The organism is Pseudomonas sp. TH43 (assembly GCF_016650635.1).
Taxonomy (GTDB): Bacteria; Pseudomonadota; Gammaproteobacteria; order Pseudomonadales; family Pseudomonadaceae; genus Aquipseudomonas.
In genome coordinates, this window is sequence record NZ_JAEKFI010000001.1 from 1,135,887 (window position 1) to 1,152,242 (window position 16,356).

At 59.8% G+C, this 16,356-nt stretch carries 14 protein-coding genes; 12 read left to right on the forward strand and 2 right to left on the reverse strand.

Annotated elements, in window-relative coordinates:
* Positions 1-32 precede the first annotated feature (32 nt).
* The 11 genes from nuoC (at position 33) to nuoN (ending at position 13,796) form a co-directional block, all read left to right on the forward strand.
* Positions 33-1,817, forward strand: a complete 1,785-nt coding sequence (gene nuoC, locus JFT81_RS05125; RefSeq protein ID WP_201226374.1) for an NADH-quinone oxidoreductase subunit C/D — start codon at positions 33-35, stop codon at positions 1,815-1,817.
* Between the two features lie 2 nt (positions 1,818-1,819).
* Positions 1,820-2,317 carry an NADH-quinone oxidoreductase subunit NuoE gene (nuoE, locus tag JFT81_RS05130; RefSeq protein ID WP_007920186.1) on the forward strand — a complete coding sequence of 166 codons (498 nt, stop codon included), beginning with the start codon at positions 1,820-1,822 and terminating at the stop codon, positions 2,315-2,317.
* Positions 2,314-3,669, forward strand: coding sequence for an NADH-quinone oxidoreductase subunit NuoF (gene nuoF / locus JFT81_RS05135; RefSeq protein ID WP_008082856.1), 1,356 nt, complete (start codon positions 2,314-2,316; stop codon positions 3,667-3,669). Before nuoE ends, nuoF begins: the two co-directional genes overlap by 4 nt.
* 133 nt (positions 3,670-3,802) lie before the next feature.
* Positions 3,803-6,517 (forward strand): NADH-quinone oxidoreductase subunit NuoG, encoded by a 2,715-nt coding sequence (gene nuoG / locus JFT81_RS05140; RefSeq protein WP_201226375.1) that lies wholly within the window; start codon positions 3,803-3,805, stop codon positions 6,515-6,517.
* A complete protein-coding gene (nuoH, locus tag JFT81_RS05145; protein WP_008082852.1) occupies positions 6,514-7,521 on the forward strand; it encodes an NADH-quinone oxidoreductase subunit NuoH in 1,008 nt (335 codons plus the stop codon). The genes nuoG and nuoH overlap by 4 nt, the downstream gene beginning before the upstream one ends.
* Positions 7,522-7,532: 11 nt before the next feature.
* A complete protein-coding gene (gene nuoI / locus JFT81_RS05150) occupies positions 7,533-8,081 on the forward strand; it encodes an NADH-quinone oxidoreductase subunit NuoI (protein ID WP_007920177.1) in 549 nt (182 codons plus the stop codon).
* A gap of 9 nt (positions 8,082-8,090) precedes the next feature.
* Entirely contained in the window at positions 8,091-8,591 is a 501-nt protein-coding gene (gene nuoJ, locus JFT81_RS05155) for an NADH-quinone oxidoreductase subunit J (protein WP_095189666.1), read from the forward strand.
* Between the two features lie 3 nt (positions 8,592-8,594).
* A complete protein-coding gene (gene nuoK, locus JFT81_RS05160; protein WP_003223790.1) occupies positions 8,595-8,903 on the forward strand; it encodes an NADH-quinone oxidoreductase subunit NuoK in 309 nt (102 codons plus the stop codon).
* A complete protein-coding gene (nuoL, locus tag JFT81_RS05165) occupies positions 8,900-10,753 on the forward strand; it encodes an NADH-quinone oxidoreductase subunit L (RefSeq protein WP_201226376.1) in 1,854 nt (617 codons plus the stop codon). Before nuoK ends, nuoL begins: the two co-directional genes overlap by 4 nt.
* Before the next feature lie 39 nt (positions 10,754-10,792).
* Entirely contained in the window at positions 10,793-12,325 is a 1,533-nt protein-coding gene (gene nuoM, locus JFT81_RS05170) for an NADH-quinone oxidoreductase subunit M (protein WP_064117787.1), read from the forward strand.
* A 7-nt stretch (positions 12,326-12,332) separates the two neighbouring features.
* The gene (nuoN, locus tag JFT81_RS05175; RefSeq protein WP_201226377.1) at positions 12,333-13,796 is read left to right on the forward strand and encodes an NADH-quinone oxidoreductase subunit NuoN; all 1,464 of its coding nucleotides are present in this window, start codon (positions 12,333-12,335) and stop codon (positions 13,794-13,796) included.
* A gap of 123 nt (positions 13,797-13,919) precedes the next feature.
* Here nuoN and JFT81_RS05180 read toward each other — a convergent pair whose 3' ends face one another.
* Together JFT81_RS05180 and JFT81_RS05185 are read right to left on the reverse strand one after the other, a co-directional pair.
* Positions 13,920-14,387 (reverse strand): GNAT family N-acetyltransferase, encoded by a 468-nt coding sequence (locus JFT81_RS05180; protein WP_201226378.1) that lies wholly within the window; start codon positions 14,385-14,387, stop codon positions 13,920-13,922.
* A 99-nt stretch (positions 14,388-14,486) separates the two neighbouring features.
* Positions 14,487-14,972 (reverse strand): hypothetical protein, encoded by a 486-nt coding sequence (locus JFT81_RS05185; protein WP_201226676.1) that lies wholly within the window; start codon positions 14,970-14,972, stop codon positions 14,487-14,489.
* Between JFT81_RS05185 and JFT81_RS05190 the strand changes: the two genes are divergently transcribed.
* On the forward strand, positions 14,908-16,233 hold the full coding sequence (locus JFT81_RS05190) for an OprD family porin (protein ID WP_201226379.1): 1,326 nt from the start codon (positions 14,908-14,910) through the stop codon (positions 16,231-16,233). The genes JFT81_RS05185 and JFT81_RS05190 overlap by 65 nt on opposite strands.
* The last annotated feature ends 123 nt before the right edge of the window (positions 16,234-16,356 follow it).

Genomic DNA, 16,356 nt, shown 5'->3' on the forward strand with positions numbered 1-16,356 from the left:
TCTTTACGTTGACCGAAAGCGAAAAAATAACCATGACTACAGGCAGCGCTCTGTACATCCCGCCTTATAAGGCAGACGACCAGGATGTGGTCGTTGAATTGAACAACCGTTTTGGCCCTGAGGCGTTCACCGCCCAGGCAACCCGCACCGGCATGCCGGTGCTGTGGGTGGCCCGCGCCAAACTCGTCGAAGTCCTGACCTTCCTGCGCAACCTGCCCAAGCCGTACGTCATGCTCTATGACCTGCACGGCGTGGACGAGCGTCTGCGCACCAAGCGTCAAGGGCTGCCATCGGATGCCGAGTTCACCGTGTTCTATCACCTCATGTCGCTTGAGCGTAATAGTGACGTGATGATCAAAGTCGCCTTGTCCGAGAGCGACCTGAGCTTGCCGACCGTCACCGGTATCTGGCCGAACGCCAACTGGTACGAGCGTGAAGTCTGGGACATGTACGGCATCGACTTCAAAGGCCACCCGCACCTGTCGCGCATCATGATGCCGCCGACATGGGAAGGTCACCCGCTGCGCAAGGACTTCCCGGCGCGCGCTACCGAATTCGATCCGTACAGCCTCACCCTCGCCAAGCAACAGCTTGAGGAAGAAGCCGCGCGCTTCCGCCCTGAAGACTGGGGCATGAAGCGTTCCGGGACCAACGAGGACTACATGTTCCTCAACCTGGGCCCGAACCACCCTTCTGCGCACGGTGCGTTCCGTATCATCCTGCAACTGGACGGTGAAGAGATCGTCGACTGCGTGCCGGACATCGGTTACCACCACCGTGGTGCCGAGAAGATGGCCGAGCGTCAGTCGTGGCACAGCTTCATCCCGTACACCGACCGTATCGACTACCTCGGCGGCGTGATGAACAACCTGCCGTACGTGCTCTCGGTCGAGAAGCTGGCCGGCATCAAGGTGCCCGAGAAGGTCGACGTCATCCGCATCATGATGGCCGAGTTCTTCCGCATCACCAGCCACTTGCTGTTCCTGGGGACTTACATCCAGGACGTTGGTGCGATGACTCCGGTGTTCTTCACCTTCACCGACCGCCAGAAGGCGTACACGGTGATCGAAGCCATTACCGGTTTCCGTCTGCACCCGGCCTGGTACCGCATCGGCGGCGTCGCTCACGACCTGCCACGCGGCTGGGACAAACTGGTGAAAGACTTCGTTGAGTGGCTGCCAAAACGCCTCGACGAGTACACCAAGGCTGCCCTGCAAAACAGCATCCTCAAGGGCCGTACCATCGGCGTCGCTGCCTACAACACCAAAGAGGCCCTGGAATGGGGCGTCACCGGTGCCGGCCTGCGTTCGACCGGTTGCGACTTCGACCTGCGTAAAGCGCGTCCATACTCCGGCTACGAGAACTTCGAGTTCGAAGTACCGCTGGCCGCCAACGGCGATGCCTATGACCGCTGCATGGTTCGCGTCGAAGAGATGCGCCAGAGCATCAAGATCATCGACCAGTGCATGCGCAACATGCCGGAAGGCCCGTACAAGGCGGATCACCCGCTGACCACGCCGCCGCCGAAAGAGCGCACGCTGCAGCACATCGAAACCTTGATCACGCACTTCCTGCAAGTTTCGTGGGGCCCGGTGATGCCGGCCAACGAATCCTTCCAGATGATCGAAGCGACCAAGGGCATCAACAGTTATTACCTGACGAGCGACGGCGGCACCATGAGCTACCGTACCCGGATCCGTACTCCAAGCTTCCCGCATCTGCAACAGATCCCTTCGGTGATCAAAGGCAGCATGGTCGCGGACTTGATTGCGTACCTGGGTAGTATCGACTTCGTTATGGCCGACGTGGACCGCTAAGCATGAACAGCACGCTTATCCAGACAGACCGTTTCACCCTGAGTGAAACCGAGCGCTCGGCCATCGAGCACGAGCTGCATCACTACGAAGACCCGCGCGCGGCGTCGATCGAAGCCCTGAAGATCGTTCAGAAAGAACGCGGCTGGGTGCCGGATGGCGCCTTGTACGCAATCGGCGAGATCCTCGGCATCCCGGCCAGCGACGTTGAAGGCGTGGCGACGTTCTACAGCCAGATTTTCCGTCAGCCGGTTGGCCGTCACATCATTCGCGTTTGCGACAGCATGGTCTGCTACATCGGTGGCCACGAGTCGGTGGTCAGCGAAATCCAGAACAATCTGGGCATCGGCCTGGGTCAGACCACCACCGACGGTCGTTTCACCCTGCTGCCTGTCTGCTGCCTCGGCAACTGCGACAAGGCACCGGCGCTGATGATCGACGACGACACCTTTGGTGATGTACAGCCTGCTGGCGTCGCCAAACTGCTCGAGGGCTACGTATGACCCTGACATCTTTCGGCCCGGCCAACCGCATCCAGCGTTCGGCCGAGACTCATCCGCTGACCTGGCGTCTGCGGGACGACGGCGAAGCCGTGTGGCTCGACGAGTACCAGGCCAAGAACGGTTACGCCGCTGCGCGCAAAGCCTTCGCCGACATGGATCAGGACGCTATCGTCCAGACCGTGAAAGACGCAGGCTTGAAAGGTCGCGGCGGTGCAGGCTTCCCCACTGGCGTGAAGTGGGGCCTGATGCCCAAAGACGAATCCATCAACATCCGCTACCTGCTGTGCAACGCGGATGAAATGGAGCCGAACACCTGGAAAGACCGCATGCTGATGGAGCAACTGCCCCATCTGCTGATCGAGGGCATGCTGATCAGTGCTCGCGCGCTGAAAACCTACCGTGGCTATATTTTCCTGCGTGGCGAATACACCACCGCCGCCAAGCACCTCAACCGTGCCGTGGAAGAAGCCAAGGCAGCGGGCCTGCTGGGTAAGAACATTCTGGGCAGCGGCTTCGATTTCGAGCTGTTCGTCCACACTGGCGCCGGGCGTTACATCTGCGGTGAAGAAACCGCACTGATCAACTCCCTCGAAGGCCGCCGCGCCAACCCGCGCTCCAAGCCGCCCTTCCCTGCCGCTGTTGGCGTGTGGGGCAAGCCGACTTGCGTGAACAACGTTGAGACCCTGTGCAACGTGCCGGCGATCATTGCCGACGGCGTTGACTGGTACAAATCGTTGGCTCGCGAAGGCAGTGAAGACATGGGCACCAAGCTCATGGGCTTCTCCGGCAAAGTCAAAAACCCGGGCCTGTGGGAACTGCCATTCGGCGTCACCGGTCGCGAGTTGTTCGAAGACTACGCCGGCGGCATGCGCGACGGTTTCAAACTCAAGGCCTGGCAGCCAGGTGGTGCCGGTACCGGTTTCCTCCTGCCTGAGCACCTCGACGCACAAATGTACGCCGGCGGCATCGCCAAAGTGGGCACCCGTATGGGTACCGGCCTGGCCATGGCGGTGGATGACAGCGTCAACATGGTGTCGCTGCTGCGCAACATGGAGCAGTTCTTCGCTCGCGAGTCGTGCGGCTTCTGCACCCCGTGCCGTGATGGTTTGCCATGGAGCGTCAAGCTCCTGATGGCCATCGAAGAAGGCCGCGGTCAGCCAGGCGACATCGAGACCCTGCTGGGTCTGGTCAACTTCCTCGGCCCAGGCAAGACCTTCTGTGCTCACGCACCGGGTGCCGTGGAACCGTTGGGCAGTGCCATCAAATACTTCCGTCCAGAGTTCGAAGCCGGTATCGCGCCTGTCAGCGCCGCCGTCCCGCCTCTGGCAAGGCCGATAGTAATCGGCGCGTAAACGCTTAACAGGTGAAGGGCCTGGGCCCTTCGCCTCCTGCGATGACGCCTTTCGAGGCTGGTTTGATTCGCACGGATAACAAGATTCCATTAGCCACGCCCGCTGACACCGGGCCAACGAAGACCTTTGAACCATGGCCACTATCCACGTAGACGGCAAAGCGCTCGAAGTCGACGGGGCAGACAACCTGTTACAGGCATGTCTGTCGCTGGGCCTCGACATTCCATATTTCTGCTGGCACCCCGCGCTTGGTAGCGTCGGGGCTTGCCGCCAGTGCGCGGTCAAGCAGTACACCGACGAGAACGACACCCGTGGTCGCATCGTCATGTCGTGCATGACGCCTGCCACCGACAACACCTGGATCTCCATCGAAGATGAAGAATCCAAGGCGTTCCGCGCCAGTGTTGTTGAATGGCTGATGACCAACCACCCGCACGACTGCCCTGTGTGCGAAGAAGGCGGTCACTGCCACCTGCAAGACATGACCGTGATGACCGGCCACAACGAGCGCCGTTATCGCTTCACCAAACGCACCCACCAGAACCAGCAACTGGGCCCGTTCATTTCCCACGAAATGAACCGCTGCATCGCTTGCTACCGCTGTGTGCGTTTCTATAAGGATTACGCCGGCGGCACCGACCTCGGTGTGTTCGGCGCCCACGACAACGTGTACTTCGGTCGCGTTGAAGACGGCACCCTCGAAAGCGAGTTCTCCGGCAACCTCACCGAGGTCTGCCCGACCGGTGTGTTCACCGACAAGACTCACTCCGAGCGCTACAACCGTAAGTGGGACATGCAGTTCTCGCCGAGCATCTGCCATGGCTGCTCTAGCGGTTGCAACATCTCCCCGGGCGAGCGTTACGGCGAGCTGCGTCGCATTGAAAACCGTTTCAACGGTTCGGTGAACCAGTACTTCCTGTGCGACCGTGGCCGTTTCGGTTATGGCTACGTCAACCGCACCGACCGTCCACGTCAGCCGCTGCTGGCCGACGGCACCAAACTGGGCCTGGACGCTGCACTGGATAAAGCCGCTGATCTGCTGCGCGGTCGCAACATCGTTGGTATCGGTTCGCCGCGTGCCAGCCTTGAAAGCAACTACGCGTTGCGCGAACTGGTGGGCGCCGAGCACTTCTACTCGGGTATCGAAGCGTCCGAACTGGAACGCATCCGTCTGGTCTTGCAGGTGCTGAACGACAGCCCGCTCCCTGTGCCAAACATGCGCGACATCGAAGATCACGACGCCATTTTCGTCCTCGGTGAAGACCTGACCCAGACCGCCGCGCGTATGGCGCTGTCGCTGCGTCAATCGGTCAAAGGCAAGGCTGAAGACATGGCCGAAGCCATGCGCGTTCAACCTTGGCTCGACGCCGCGGTGAAGAACATCGGTCAGCACGCGCTGAACCCGCTGTTCATCGCCAGCCTGGCGGAAACCAAGCTCGACGACATCGCTGAAGAATGCGTCCACGCCGCTCCGGACGATCTGGCGCGCATCGGTTTCGCCGTTGCTCACGCGCTGGACGCCAGCGCTCCGGCCGTTGAAGGTCTGGACGCCGAAGCACTGGAACTGGCCAAGCGCATTGCTGATGCCCTGCTCGCTGCCAAACGTCCGCTAATCATCGCCGGTACTTCACTTGGCTCCAAAGCCTTGATCGAAGCCGCCGCAAACATCGCCAAGGCGTTGAAGCTGCGCGAGAAGAACGGTTCGATCAGCCTGATCGTGCCGGAAGCCAACAGCCTCGGCCTGGCCATGCTCGGTGGCGAATCGGTGGATGCTGCGCTTCAAGCCGTCATCGACGGCAAGGCTGACGCGATCGTTGTGCTGGAAAACGATCTGTACACCCGCACCGCCAAAGACAAGGTCGATGCCGCACTGAACGCTGCGAAAGTAGTGATCGTTGCTGATCATCAGAAGACTGCTACCACCGACCGCGCGCACCTGGTACTGCCAGCGGCAAGCTTCGCCGAAGGCGACGGTACGCTGGTCAGCCAGGAAGGTCGCGCCCAGCGCTTCTTCCAGGTTTTCGATCCGCAATACCTGGATGCAAGCATTCTGGTTCACGAAGGCTGGCGCTGGCTGCACGCACTGCGCTCGACGCTGCTGAACCAGCCGATCGACTGGACGCAACTCGACCACGTGACCGCTGCCGTTGCTTCGAGCACCGCGCAACTGGCACGTATCGTCGACGCAGCACCGTCCGCGGCGTTCCGCATCAAGGGTCTGAAACTGGCGCGTGAGCCGCTGCGTTATTCCGGTCGCACCGCGATGCGCGCCGACATCAGCGTTCACGAACCACGCACCCCGCAAGACAAAGACACCGCGTTCGCCTTCTCCATGGAAGGTTACTCGGGTTCGGTTGAACCGCGTCAGCAGGTTCCTTTCGCCTGGTCTCCGGGCTGGAACTCGCCACAAGCGTGGAACAAGTTCCAGGACGAAGTCGGCGGTCACATCCGTGCTGGCGACCCGGGCACCCGCCTGATCGAAAGCACCGGTGATTCGCTGAACTGGTTCGCGGCAGCGCCGCGTGCGTTCAACCCGGCAGCGGGCACCTGGCAAGCCGTGCCGTTCTTCCACCTGTTCGGCAGCGAAGAAAATTCTTCGAAAGCCGCGCCGGTGCAAGAGCGCATCCCGGCCGCCTACGTGGCACTGGCGAAATCCGAAGCGGATCGTCTGGGCGTCAACGACGGTGCTCTGCTGAGCCTGAACGTCGCCGGTCAGACCCTGCGTCTGCCGCTGCGTATCAATGAAGAACTGGGCGCAGGTCTGGTGGCATTGCCTGCGGGCATCGCCGGCATTCCACCGGCATTCGCCGGCGTATCCGTCGACGGTCTGCAGGAGGCAGCGCAATGACCTGGTTCACCCCTGAAGTGATCGATGTGATCCTGACGGTCATCAAAGCTATCGTGATTCTGCTGGCCGTCGTGGTCGCGGGCGCGTTGCTCAGCTTTGTCGAACGTCGCCTGCTGGGCTGGTGGCAGGACCGTTACGGTCCGAACCGCGTTGGCCCGTTTGGTATGTTCCAGATCGCCGCCGACATGCTGAAGATGTTCTTCAAGGAAGACTGGACCCCGCCGTTTGCCGACAAAGTGATCTTCACTTTGGCACCGGTGGTGGCCATGTCCGCCTTGCTGATCGCGTTTGCGATCATCCCGATCACCCCGACCTGGGGCGTCGCGGATCTGAACATCGGCTTGCTGTTCTTCTTCGCCATGGCCGGTCTGTCGGTCTACGCGGTGTTGTTCGCCGGCTGGTCGAGTAACAACAAGTTCGCCCTGCTCGGTGCCTTGCGTGCTTCGGCGCAGACCGTGTCCTACGAAGTGTTCATGGGCCTCGCGCTGATGGGCATCGTAGTACAGGTCGGCTCGTTCAACATGCGCGACATCGTCGAGTACCAGGCACAGAACCTGTGGTTCATCATTCCGCAGTTCTTCGGCTTCTGTACCTTCTTCATCGCTGGCGTCGCCGTGACTCACCGTCACCCGTTCGACCAGCCGGAAGCGGAACAGGAACTGGCCGACGGTTACCACATTGAATACGCCGGTATGAAATGGGGCATGTTCTTCGTTGGTGAATACATCGGCATCATCTTGATCTCGGCGCTGCTGGTCACCCTGTTCTTCGGTGGCTGGCACGGTCCGTTCGGCATCTTGCCGCAACTGTCCTTCCTCTGGTTCGCACTGAAGACCGCGTTCTTCATCATGCTGTTCATCTTGCTGCGCGCTTCTATTCCGCGTCCGCGTTATGACCAGGTGATGGATTTCAGCTGGAAATTCTGCCTGCCACTGACCCTGATCAATTTGCTGGTGACCGCTGCGGTCGTGTTGTGGAACACGCCTGCAGTCGCGGTTCAGTGAGGATTTGACCCATGTTCAAATATATTGGCGACATCGTTAAGGGTACTGGTACCCAGTTGCGCAGCCTGGTCATGGTCTTCGGCCATGGCTTCCGCAAGCGTGACACCCTGCAATACCCGGAAGAAGCGGTCTACCTGCCACCACGCTACCGTGGTCGTATCGTCCTGACCCGCGACCCCGACGGCGAAGAGCGTTGCGTAGCCTGCAACCTGTGCGCCGTGGCTTGCCCGGTGGGTTGCATCTCGCTGCAGAAAGCTGAAACCGAAGACGGTCGCTGGTACCCGGACTTCTTCCGTATCAACTTCTCGCGCTGCATTTTCTGCGGTCTCTGCGAGGAAGCCTGTCCGACCACCGCAATCCAGCTGACACCGGATTTCGAGATGGCCGAGTTCAAACGTCAGGACCTGGTGTACGAGAAAGAAGATCTGTTGATCTCCGGCCCCGGCAAAAACCCTGATTACAACTTCTATCGTGTTGCAGGTATGGCAATCGCTGGCAAGCCGAAAGGCTCCGCACAGAACGAAGCCGAACCGATCAACGTGAAGAGCTTGCTGCCTTAAGGAAGAACGATGGAATTCGCTTTCTATTTCGCATCGGGTATCGCTGTTGTGGCCACGCTACGTGTGGTCACCAACACCAACCCTGTGCACGCCCTGCTCTACCTGATCATCTCGTTGATCGCTGTGGCCATGACCTTCTTCGCACTCGGCGCGCCGTTCGCCGGCGTGCTGGAAGTGATCGCCTACGCCGGCGCCATCATGGTGCTGTTCGTGTTCGTGGTGATGATGCTCAACCTCGGCCCCGCCGCAGTTCAGCAAGAACGCGCCTGGCTCAAGCCCGGTATCTGGGCAGGGCCGGTGATTCTTGCCGCGCTGCTGCTGGCCGAACTGCTGTATGTGCTGTTCGCTCACCAGAGCGGCCAGGCCATCGGCCACACCACCGTAGACGCGAAAGCCGTGGGCATCAGCCTGTTCGGCCCGTACCTGCTGGTGGTCGAACTCGCCTCGATGTTGCTGCTTGCTGCAGCCGTCACGGCGTTCCATTTGGGCCGTAACGAGGCGAAGGAGTAAGTCATGCCTGCTATCCCTCTCGAACATGGATTGGCCGTCGCCGGCATCCTGTTCTGCCTTGGTCTGGTCGGCCTGATGGTCCGCCGCAACATTTTGTTCGTGTTGATGAGTCTGGAAGTGATGATGAACGCCTCTGCACTGGCGTTCATTGTTGCGGGCGCCCGTTGGGGCCAGCCGGATGGACAGATCATGTTCATCCTGGTGATCAGCCTTGCAGCCGCCGAGGCCAGTATTGGTCTGGCGATCCTGCTGCAACTGTATCGCCGCTTCCACACGCTCGATATCGACGCTGCCAGTGAGATGCGCGGATGAACCTGATCTTTCTGACTTTCGTATTCCCTCTGATCGGTTTCCTGCTGCTGTCGTTCTCCCGTGGACGCTGGTCGGAAAACCTCTCGGCGCTGATCGGCGTGGGTTCCATTGGCTTGTCGGCGATTGTCGCCGCCTACGTCATCTGGCAATTCAACGTTGCGCCACCCGAAGGCGGTCACTACACCCTGGTGCTGTGGAAGTGGATGGCGGTAGAAGGCTTCAAGCCTGACTTCGCCCTCTACGTCGACGGCCTGTCGATCACCATGCTCGGCGTGGTGGTTGGTGTCGGTTTCCTGATCCACCTGTTCGCGTCCTGGTACATGCGCGGCGAAGCGGGTTACTCGCGCTTCTTCTCGTACACCAACCTGTTTATCGCCAGCATGCTGTTCCTGGTACTCGGCGATAACCTGTTGTTCCTGTACTTCGGCTGGGAAGGTGTGGGCCTGTGCTCTTACCTGTTGATCGGTTTCTACTACAGCAACCGCAACAACGGTAACGCCGCACTCAAAGCCTTCATCGTGACCCGGATCGGCGACGTGTTCATGGCCATCGGCCTGTTCATCCTGTTCCAGCAAGTGGGCACGTTGAACATCCAGGAACTGCTGGTGCTGGCACCGCAGAAATTCCAGGTCGGCGACTTCTGGATCACCCTGGCGACCCTGATGCTGCTGGGTGGTGCGGTCGGTAAATCGGCGCAACTGCCACTGCAAACCTGGCTCGCGGACGCGATGGCTGGCCCGACCCCGGTGTCGGCACTGATCCACGCCGCAACCATGGTGACCGCTGGTGTCTACCTGATCGCCCGTACCCACGGTCTGTTCACCCTGGCGCCGGAAATTCTGCACCTGGTCGGCATCGTGGGTGGTGTGACGCTGGTTCTGGCAGGTTTCGCCGCACTGGTACAAACCGACATCAAACGTATCCTCGCCTACTCGACCATGAGCCAGATCGGCTACATGTTCCTGGCGCTGGGCGTTGGCGCATGGGATGGCGCGATTTTCCACCTGATGACCCACGCCTTCTTCAAGGCCCTGCTGTTCCTTGCTTCCGGTGCGGTAATTGTTGCCTGCCACCACGAGCAGAACATCTTCAAGATGGGCGGTCTGTGGAAGAAACTGCCACTGGCCTACGCCAGCTTCATCGTCGGCGGCGCGGCACTGTCTGCCTTGCCACTGGTCACCGCAGGCTTCTACTCCAAGGACGAAATCCTTTGGGAAGCGTTTGCCAGCGGCAACCACGGTCTGCTTTACGCAGGTCTGGTCGGCGCATTCATGACTTCGCTGTACACCTTCCGCCTGATCTTCATCACGTTCCACGGTGAAGCCAAGACTGAAGCCCACGCCGGTCACGGCATCGCTCACTGGCTGCCACTGTCGGTACTGATCGTACTGTCGACTTTCGTCGGCGCCATGATCGTTCCACCGCTGCACGGCGTACTGCCGGAAAGCGTTGGCCATGCCGGCGGCGAAGCCAAGCACAGTCTGGAAATCGCTTCGGGCGCCATCGCCTTGGCCGGTATCCTGCTGGCAGCGCTGCTGTTCCTCGGCAAGCGTCGCTTCGTCACAGCTATCGCCAACAGCGGCATTGGCCGTTTCCTTTCGGCCTGGTGGTTCGCTGCCTGGGGCTTCGACTGGATCTACGACAAACTGTTCGTCAAGCCTTACCTTGCGATCAGCCACATCCTGCGCAAAGACCCGCTCGACCAGACCATCGGTCTGATCCCGCGTATGGCCAAGGGTGGTCACACTGCCCTGAGCCGCACCGAGACCGGTCAACTGCGTTGGTACGCTGCTTCGATGGCTGCTGGTGCCGTGCTGGTTATTGGCGCCATCGTGCTGGTAGCGGTCTGATATGAACCTTGCGAATTTGCGAAAGGAAACGAGCCCGTCATGATTCTGCCTTGGCTAATCCTGATCCCCTTCATCGGCGGCCTGCTGTGCTGGATGGGTGAGCGCTTCGGCGCTACCCTCCCCCGCTGGATTGCGCTGTTGACCATGACCCTGGAACTCGCCCTCGGCCTCTGGCTGTGGGCCCACGGTGACTATTCATTTGCTCCGGCGCCTGGCGCCGATCCGACCTGGGCGCTTGAGTTCAAGCATGTCTGGATCCAGCGCTTCGGCATCAACGTGCATCTGGCCCTCGACGGCCTGTCGCTGTTGATGATCCTGCTGACCGGTCTGCTGGGTATCCTCTCGGTACTCTGCTCGTGGAAAGAGATTCAACGTCACGTTGGCTTCTTCCACCTGAACCTGATGTGGATCCTGGGCGGCGTTGTCGGCGTGTTCCTCGCCCTCGACCTGTTCATGTTCTTCTTCTTCTGGGAAATGATGCTGGTGCCGATGTACTTCCTCATCGCGCTCTGGGGTCACAGTTCTTCGGACGGCAAGAAAACCCGGATCTACGCAGCGACCAAGTTCTTCATCTTCACGCAGGCTTCCGGCCTGATCATGTTGGTGGCGATCCTCGGTCTGGTACTGGTCAACTTCAACAACACTGGCGTGATTACCTTCAACTACGCCGACCTGTTGAAAACCAAGATGTCGATGACCACCGAGTACATTCTGATGCTCGGCTTCTTCATCGCCTTCGCGGTCAAGCTGCCGGTCGTACCGTTCCACTCGTGGTTGCCTGATGCGCACGCCCAGGCGCCGACCGCAGGTTCCGTCGACCTCGCCGGTATCTTGCTGAAAACCGCTGCTTACGGTCTGCTGCGTTTCGCTCTGCCGCTGTTCCCTAACGCCTCGGCCGAGTTCGCGCCGATCGCCATGACCCTCGGTCTGATCGGGATCTTCTACGGTGCGTTCCTCGCTTTCGCGCAAACCGACATCAAGCGTCTGATTGCCTTCTCTTCCGTTTCCCACATGGGTTTCGTGTTGATCGGCATCTACTCCGGCAGCCAACTGGCCCTGCAAGGTGCAGTGATCCAGATGCTCGCGCACGGCGTGTCGGCAGCCGCACTGTTTATCCTCAGCGGTCAGTTGTACGAGCGTCTGCATACTCGTGACATGCGTGAGATGGGCGGTCTGTGGTCGCGTATCGCTTACCTGCCGGCGATCAGCCTGTTCTTTGCAGCCGCGTCGTTGGGTCTGCCGGGTACCGGTAACTTTGTCGGCGAGTTCCTGATTCTGATCGGCACTTTCGCCAGCGCTCCTTGGATCACTGCGATTGCCACGTCCGGTCTGGTGTTCGGTTCGGTCTACTCGCTGATCATGATCCACCGTGCCTACTTCGGTCCGTCGAAATCGGATTCGATCCTGCACGGCATGGACGCTCGCGAACTGATCATGGTGCTGGGCCTTGCGGTACTGCTGATTTACCTCGGCGTTTACCCGCAACCGTTCCTCGACACTTCTGCCGCCACGATGCATGGCGTGCAGCAGTGGCTCGGCACCGCCTTCACTCAACTCGCTTCGGCCCGGTAAGAGCGCTATGGAATTCACGATTCAACACTTTATTGCGCTTGCGCCACTGTTGATCACCAGCCTCACCATTATCGTGGTGATGCTGGCAATCGCCTGGCGCCGCAACCACTCGCAGACCTTTCTGATCTCGGTCGCCGGTCTGAACCTGGCCTTGCTGTCGATCCTGCCAGCCCTGAAAGTCGCGCCTCTGGCCGTGACGCCATTGCTGCAGATCGACACCTTTGCCTGCCTGTACATGGCGCTGATCCTGGTCGCCACTCTCGCTTGCGTCACCCTCGCCCACGCCTATCTGGGCGATGGCGGTTCGGGTTACCCGGGCAACCGTGAAGAACTCTACCTGCTGATCCTGATGGCCGCCGCCGGTGGTCTGGTTCTGGTCAGCGCGCAGCACCTGGCCGGTTTGTTCATCGGTCTGGAACTGCTCTCGGTACCGGTTTACGGTCTGGTGGCTTACGCCTTCTTCAACAAGCGTTCGCTGGAAGCCGGCATCAAGTACATGGTGCTGTCGGCCGCCGGTTCCGCGTTCCTGCTGTTCGGTATGGCGCTGCTGTACGCAGACGCCGGTTCGCTGAGCTTCACCGGTATCGGTCAGGCCCTGGCGGCTACCGGTCTGCCAAGCCCGCTGGCCCAACTGGGCCTGGGCATGATGTTGATCGGTCTGGCGTTCAAGCTGTCGCTGGTACCGTTCCACCTGTGGACGCCGGACGTCTACGAAGGTGCTCCGGCACCGGTGGCTGCGTTCCTCGCGACCGCTTCCAAGGTTGCGGTGTTTGCGGTGATGGTGCGTCTGTTTCAGATCTCGCCTGCCGCAAGCAGTGGCGTACTGAGCGACGTGCTGACCGTCATCGCTATCGCTTCGATCCTGTTCGGTAACCTGCTGGCCCTGACCCAGAGCAACCTCAAGCGTCTGCTCGGTTACTCGTCCATCGCGCACTTCGGCTACCTGCTGATCGCACTGGTGGCGAGCAAGGGTCTGGCGGTGGAAGCCATCGGCGTGTACCTGGTTACTTACGTGATCACCAGCCTCGGCGCGTTCGGCGTGATCACCCTGATGTCCTCGCCGTACAACGGCCGTGACGCCGACGCACTGTACGAGTACCGCGGCCTGTTCTGGCGCCGTCCGTACCTGACCGCCGTACTGACCGTGATGATGCTGTCGCTGGCCGGTATCCCACTGACCGCAGGCTTCATCGGCAAGTTCTACATCATCGCTACCGGTGTTGAATCGCACCAATGGTGGCTGGTCGGTTCGCTGGTACTGGGCAGCGCCATCGGCGTTTTCTACTACCTGCGCGTGATGGTCACCCTGTACCTGATCGAGCCAAACCTGCGTCGCCACGATGCGCAACTGCACTGGGAACAGAAGGCAGGCGGCGTGATGCTGCTGGCCATCGCCCTGGTTGCGTTCTTCCTCGGTGTTTACCCGCAGCCGTTGCTGACACTGGTTCAGCAGGCGGGTCTGGCGGGCTGATAGCTCCGCTGGAACTGGCAACAAATGAAAACGGCACCTTCGGGTGCCGTTTTTGTTTGTTGCAGATCATCGGAATTACGTGCCCCCCTGTAGGAGCTGCCGAAGGCTGCGATCTTTTGATCTTTACCCCAACGTCTTCACCATCGGCACGCACGCCAGTTGCAGCCCTGAAGGTGATTGGTAAATCGCACTCCCCTCCCCCACATAACCGCAGCGCCGATAGAAATCGACGGCGTTCAACGTTGCATCCAGACACACCTCGGCCAGCCCCAGATCCCGAGCCAGATCTTCAAGAAAATACAGAACGCGCGTGCCCAACCCCCGCTGCATGAAATCAGGAAGAATAAAGATCGCACCGATTTCACGATGCTGCAGATCAAGCATCCCGGTCGCTACCGCCTCACCGTCCACACACCCCAGATAGAAATGCTTTGCCATGAGTGTGTCGTAACCGTCCTCGGCCGAACCTCTCGTCCAATCGAGCATCTGCTGCTCGCTGTAGGCACCGATGCATTGATGCCGAATCGCTTGTCGGCGAATGTCGAACGCTATTCGCGCATCGTCCAGTGTGGCTCTTCTGATTTCGAACATTTCTCTCTCCATGAGCCACGTGCGGACGGTGCATGAAAAAGCCCCGTCCATCACTGGCGGGGCTTCGGGTAACACGTCAAATGGCAAACACGTATGACCTTATGGCCCGCCGGAAGCGGTCATAGAGGAACACATCATGGTCATTCGGTGTTGGGTATTCATGACTGGATAGTGCTGTGGATTGTTCCGACTCGTCAATCGCGAAGTTTCCCCTAAACCCATGTGGCAGCGTGGCTTGCCCGCGATGGCGCCGGCACATTCAGCATCATCATTACCTGACCCAACGCTTTCGCGGGCAAGCCCGCTCCCACAGGTTTCAGTGGTGTTCATAAATCCAGGTATACCCGCATGGCTTGGCGTTACAGCCACATGACGAAATTGTAATTGCCCCATCACCTTGGCGTTATCCGCAGCTTGCAACGATGTGACCCGGCGACCAATGCCGGCGGGCGCCTGCCCGTCGAACAATAAAACCCACGCCGAAGCACGTTCCCGTTCTGCCGAACCCAAGGAGTGTTTGATGGTTAACAATACAAAAATGTCGATAGCCGCCTTAGCAGTGATGGTCGGCTCCGGGCCGTCCATGGTCTTTGCAGAAGACAAGCCTGAAGGCTTTGTCGAAGGCAGCAGCCTGACGGTGCTCAACCGTAACTTCTACTTCAATCGTGATCACCGCAACGGCCAGTCCAGCCCTACGGGTAACGGCTATTCCGAAGCGTGGGCGCATGCGGTGATCAGCAAGTTCGAATCCGGGTTTACTCAAGGCACCGTTGGGGTCGGTGTTGATGCGTTTGCCATAATCGGCTTGAAACTTGATACCGGTGACGGGCGCAACGGCGGGCGCAGTTCGTTCGATGTGCTGCCGGTCAACAGCGACGGCAAAGCGCGGGACGAATACACCAAGTTTGGTGGCGCGGCCAAAGTGCGCGCATTCGATACGGTGGTCAAAGTTGGCGATGTGTTCCCGGCCAACCCGGTGGTTGCCGCTGGCGATTCGCGCTTGCTGCCGGAAAGCTTTCGCGGCGTGACAGCGACCAACACCAGCATCGAAGGACTCTCGATTCAGGGCGGTCGATTGCACGCGATGAGCCAACCGGTGTCCAGCGACATGCGCGAGAACTTCGCGACCTTCTACGCCGGCCCGGTCAATTCGCCGTGGATCGCTTACGGTGGTGGCGATTATGCGCTGAACAAGAACCTCAGTTTCAGCCTCTACTCCAGCCGTCTCAAAGACGCCTGGAATCAGTATTACGCCGGTACCGCCTGGACCTATCCGCTCTCCGATGACCTGTCGCTGTTCGGTGGCCTGAACTATTACAAGGCTGTCGATGAAGGCAAACAACTGCTCGGCGAGTTCGATAACAACATCTGGAGCGGCCGCGTCGGCGTGAAACTCGGCGCGCATTCCGTGGCCCTGTCGCACCAGCGCAACAACGGTAATGACGACTTTGATTACCTGCGTCAGTCCGACTCGATCTTCCTCGACAACTCCATCCAGTACAGCGACTTCAACTCACCCAAGGAACGTTCGTGGATGGTCCGTTACGACCTCGACATGAGCGCTTACGGCGTACCAGGTCTGTCGTTCATGACCCGTTATGCGCGCGGCACCGACGCCGACTATTCCAACGCCAACGCCGTGTACATGCGCCGCGATGCCGAGGGTAATCCGCTGACCGACCAGAAGCGTTGGGAGCGCGATGTCGAAGTCAAATACGTGGTGCAAAGCGGCTCGATGAAAGACCTGTCGCTGCGCTTGCGCCAGGCCACGACCCGCGCCACGGCGTTTGAATCGGACCTTGATGAGGTGCGGGTGATTGTCGAATACCCGCTGGCAATTCTCTGAATCCACGAGCACAACACATTCACCTTTAGAAGCTCCTTGCTCCTTTGGTAAGAGGTGAATCTTTTGGCGTCCTTCGGGGCGCCTTTTTTATGCCCGGCATTCACCTGCACATGTGGCGTTTAA

Coding starts and splice junctions, on each gene's coding strand:
- nuoC (WP_201226374.1), top strand. CDS start 33: ATGACTACAGGCAGCGCTCTGTACATCCCGCCTTATAAGGCAGACGAC.
- nuoE (WP_007920186.1), top strand. CDS start 1,820: ATGAACAGCACGCTTATCCAGACAGACCGTTTCACCCTGAGTGAAACC.
- nuoF (WP_008082856.1), top strand. CDS start 2,314: ATGACCCTGACATCTTTCGGCCCGGCCAACCGCATCCAGCGTTCGGCC.
- nuoG (WP_201226375.1), top strand. CDS start 3,803: ATGGCCACTATCCACGTAGACGGCAAAGCGCTCGAAGTCGACGGGGCA.
- nuoH (WP_008082852.1), top strand. CDS start 6,514: ATGACCTGGTTCACCCCTGAAGTGATCGATGTGATCCTGACGGTCATC.
- nuoI (WP_007920177.1), top strand. CDS start 7,533: ATGTTCAAATATATTGGCGACATCGTTAAGGGTACTGGTACCCAGTTG.
- nuoJ (WP_095189666.1), top strand. CDS start 8,091: ATGGAATTCGCTTTCTATTTCGCATCGGGTATCGCTGTTGTGGCCACG.
- nuoK (WP_003223790.1), top strand. CDS start 8,595: ATGCCTGCTATCCCTCTCGAACATGGATTGGCCGTCGCCGGCATCCTG.
- nuoL (WP_201226376.1), top strand. CDS start 8,900: ATGAACCTGATCTTTCTGACTTTCGTATTCCCTCTGATCGGTTTCCTG.
- nuoM (WP_064117787.1), top strand. CDS start 10,793: ATGATTCTGCCTTGGCTAATCCTGATCCCCTTCATCGGCGGCCTGCTG.
- nuoN (WP_201226377.1), top strand. CDS start 12,333: ATGGAATTCACGATTCAACACTTTATTGCGCTTGCGCCACTGTTGATC.
- JFT81_RS05180 (WP_201226378.1), bottom strand. CDS start 14,387: ATGTTCGAAATCAGAAGAGCCACACTGGACGATGCGCGAATAGCGTTC.
- JFT81_RS05190 (WP_201226379.1), top strand. CDS start 14,908: ATGGTTAACAATACAAAAATGTCGATAGCCGCCTTAGCAGTGATGGTC.
- JFT81_RS05185 (WP_201226676.1), bottom strand. CDS start 14,972: ATGGACGGCCCGGAGCCGACCATCACTGCTAAGGCGGCTATCGACATT.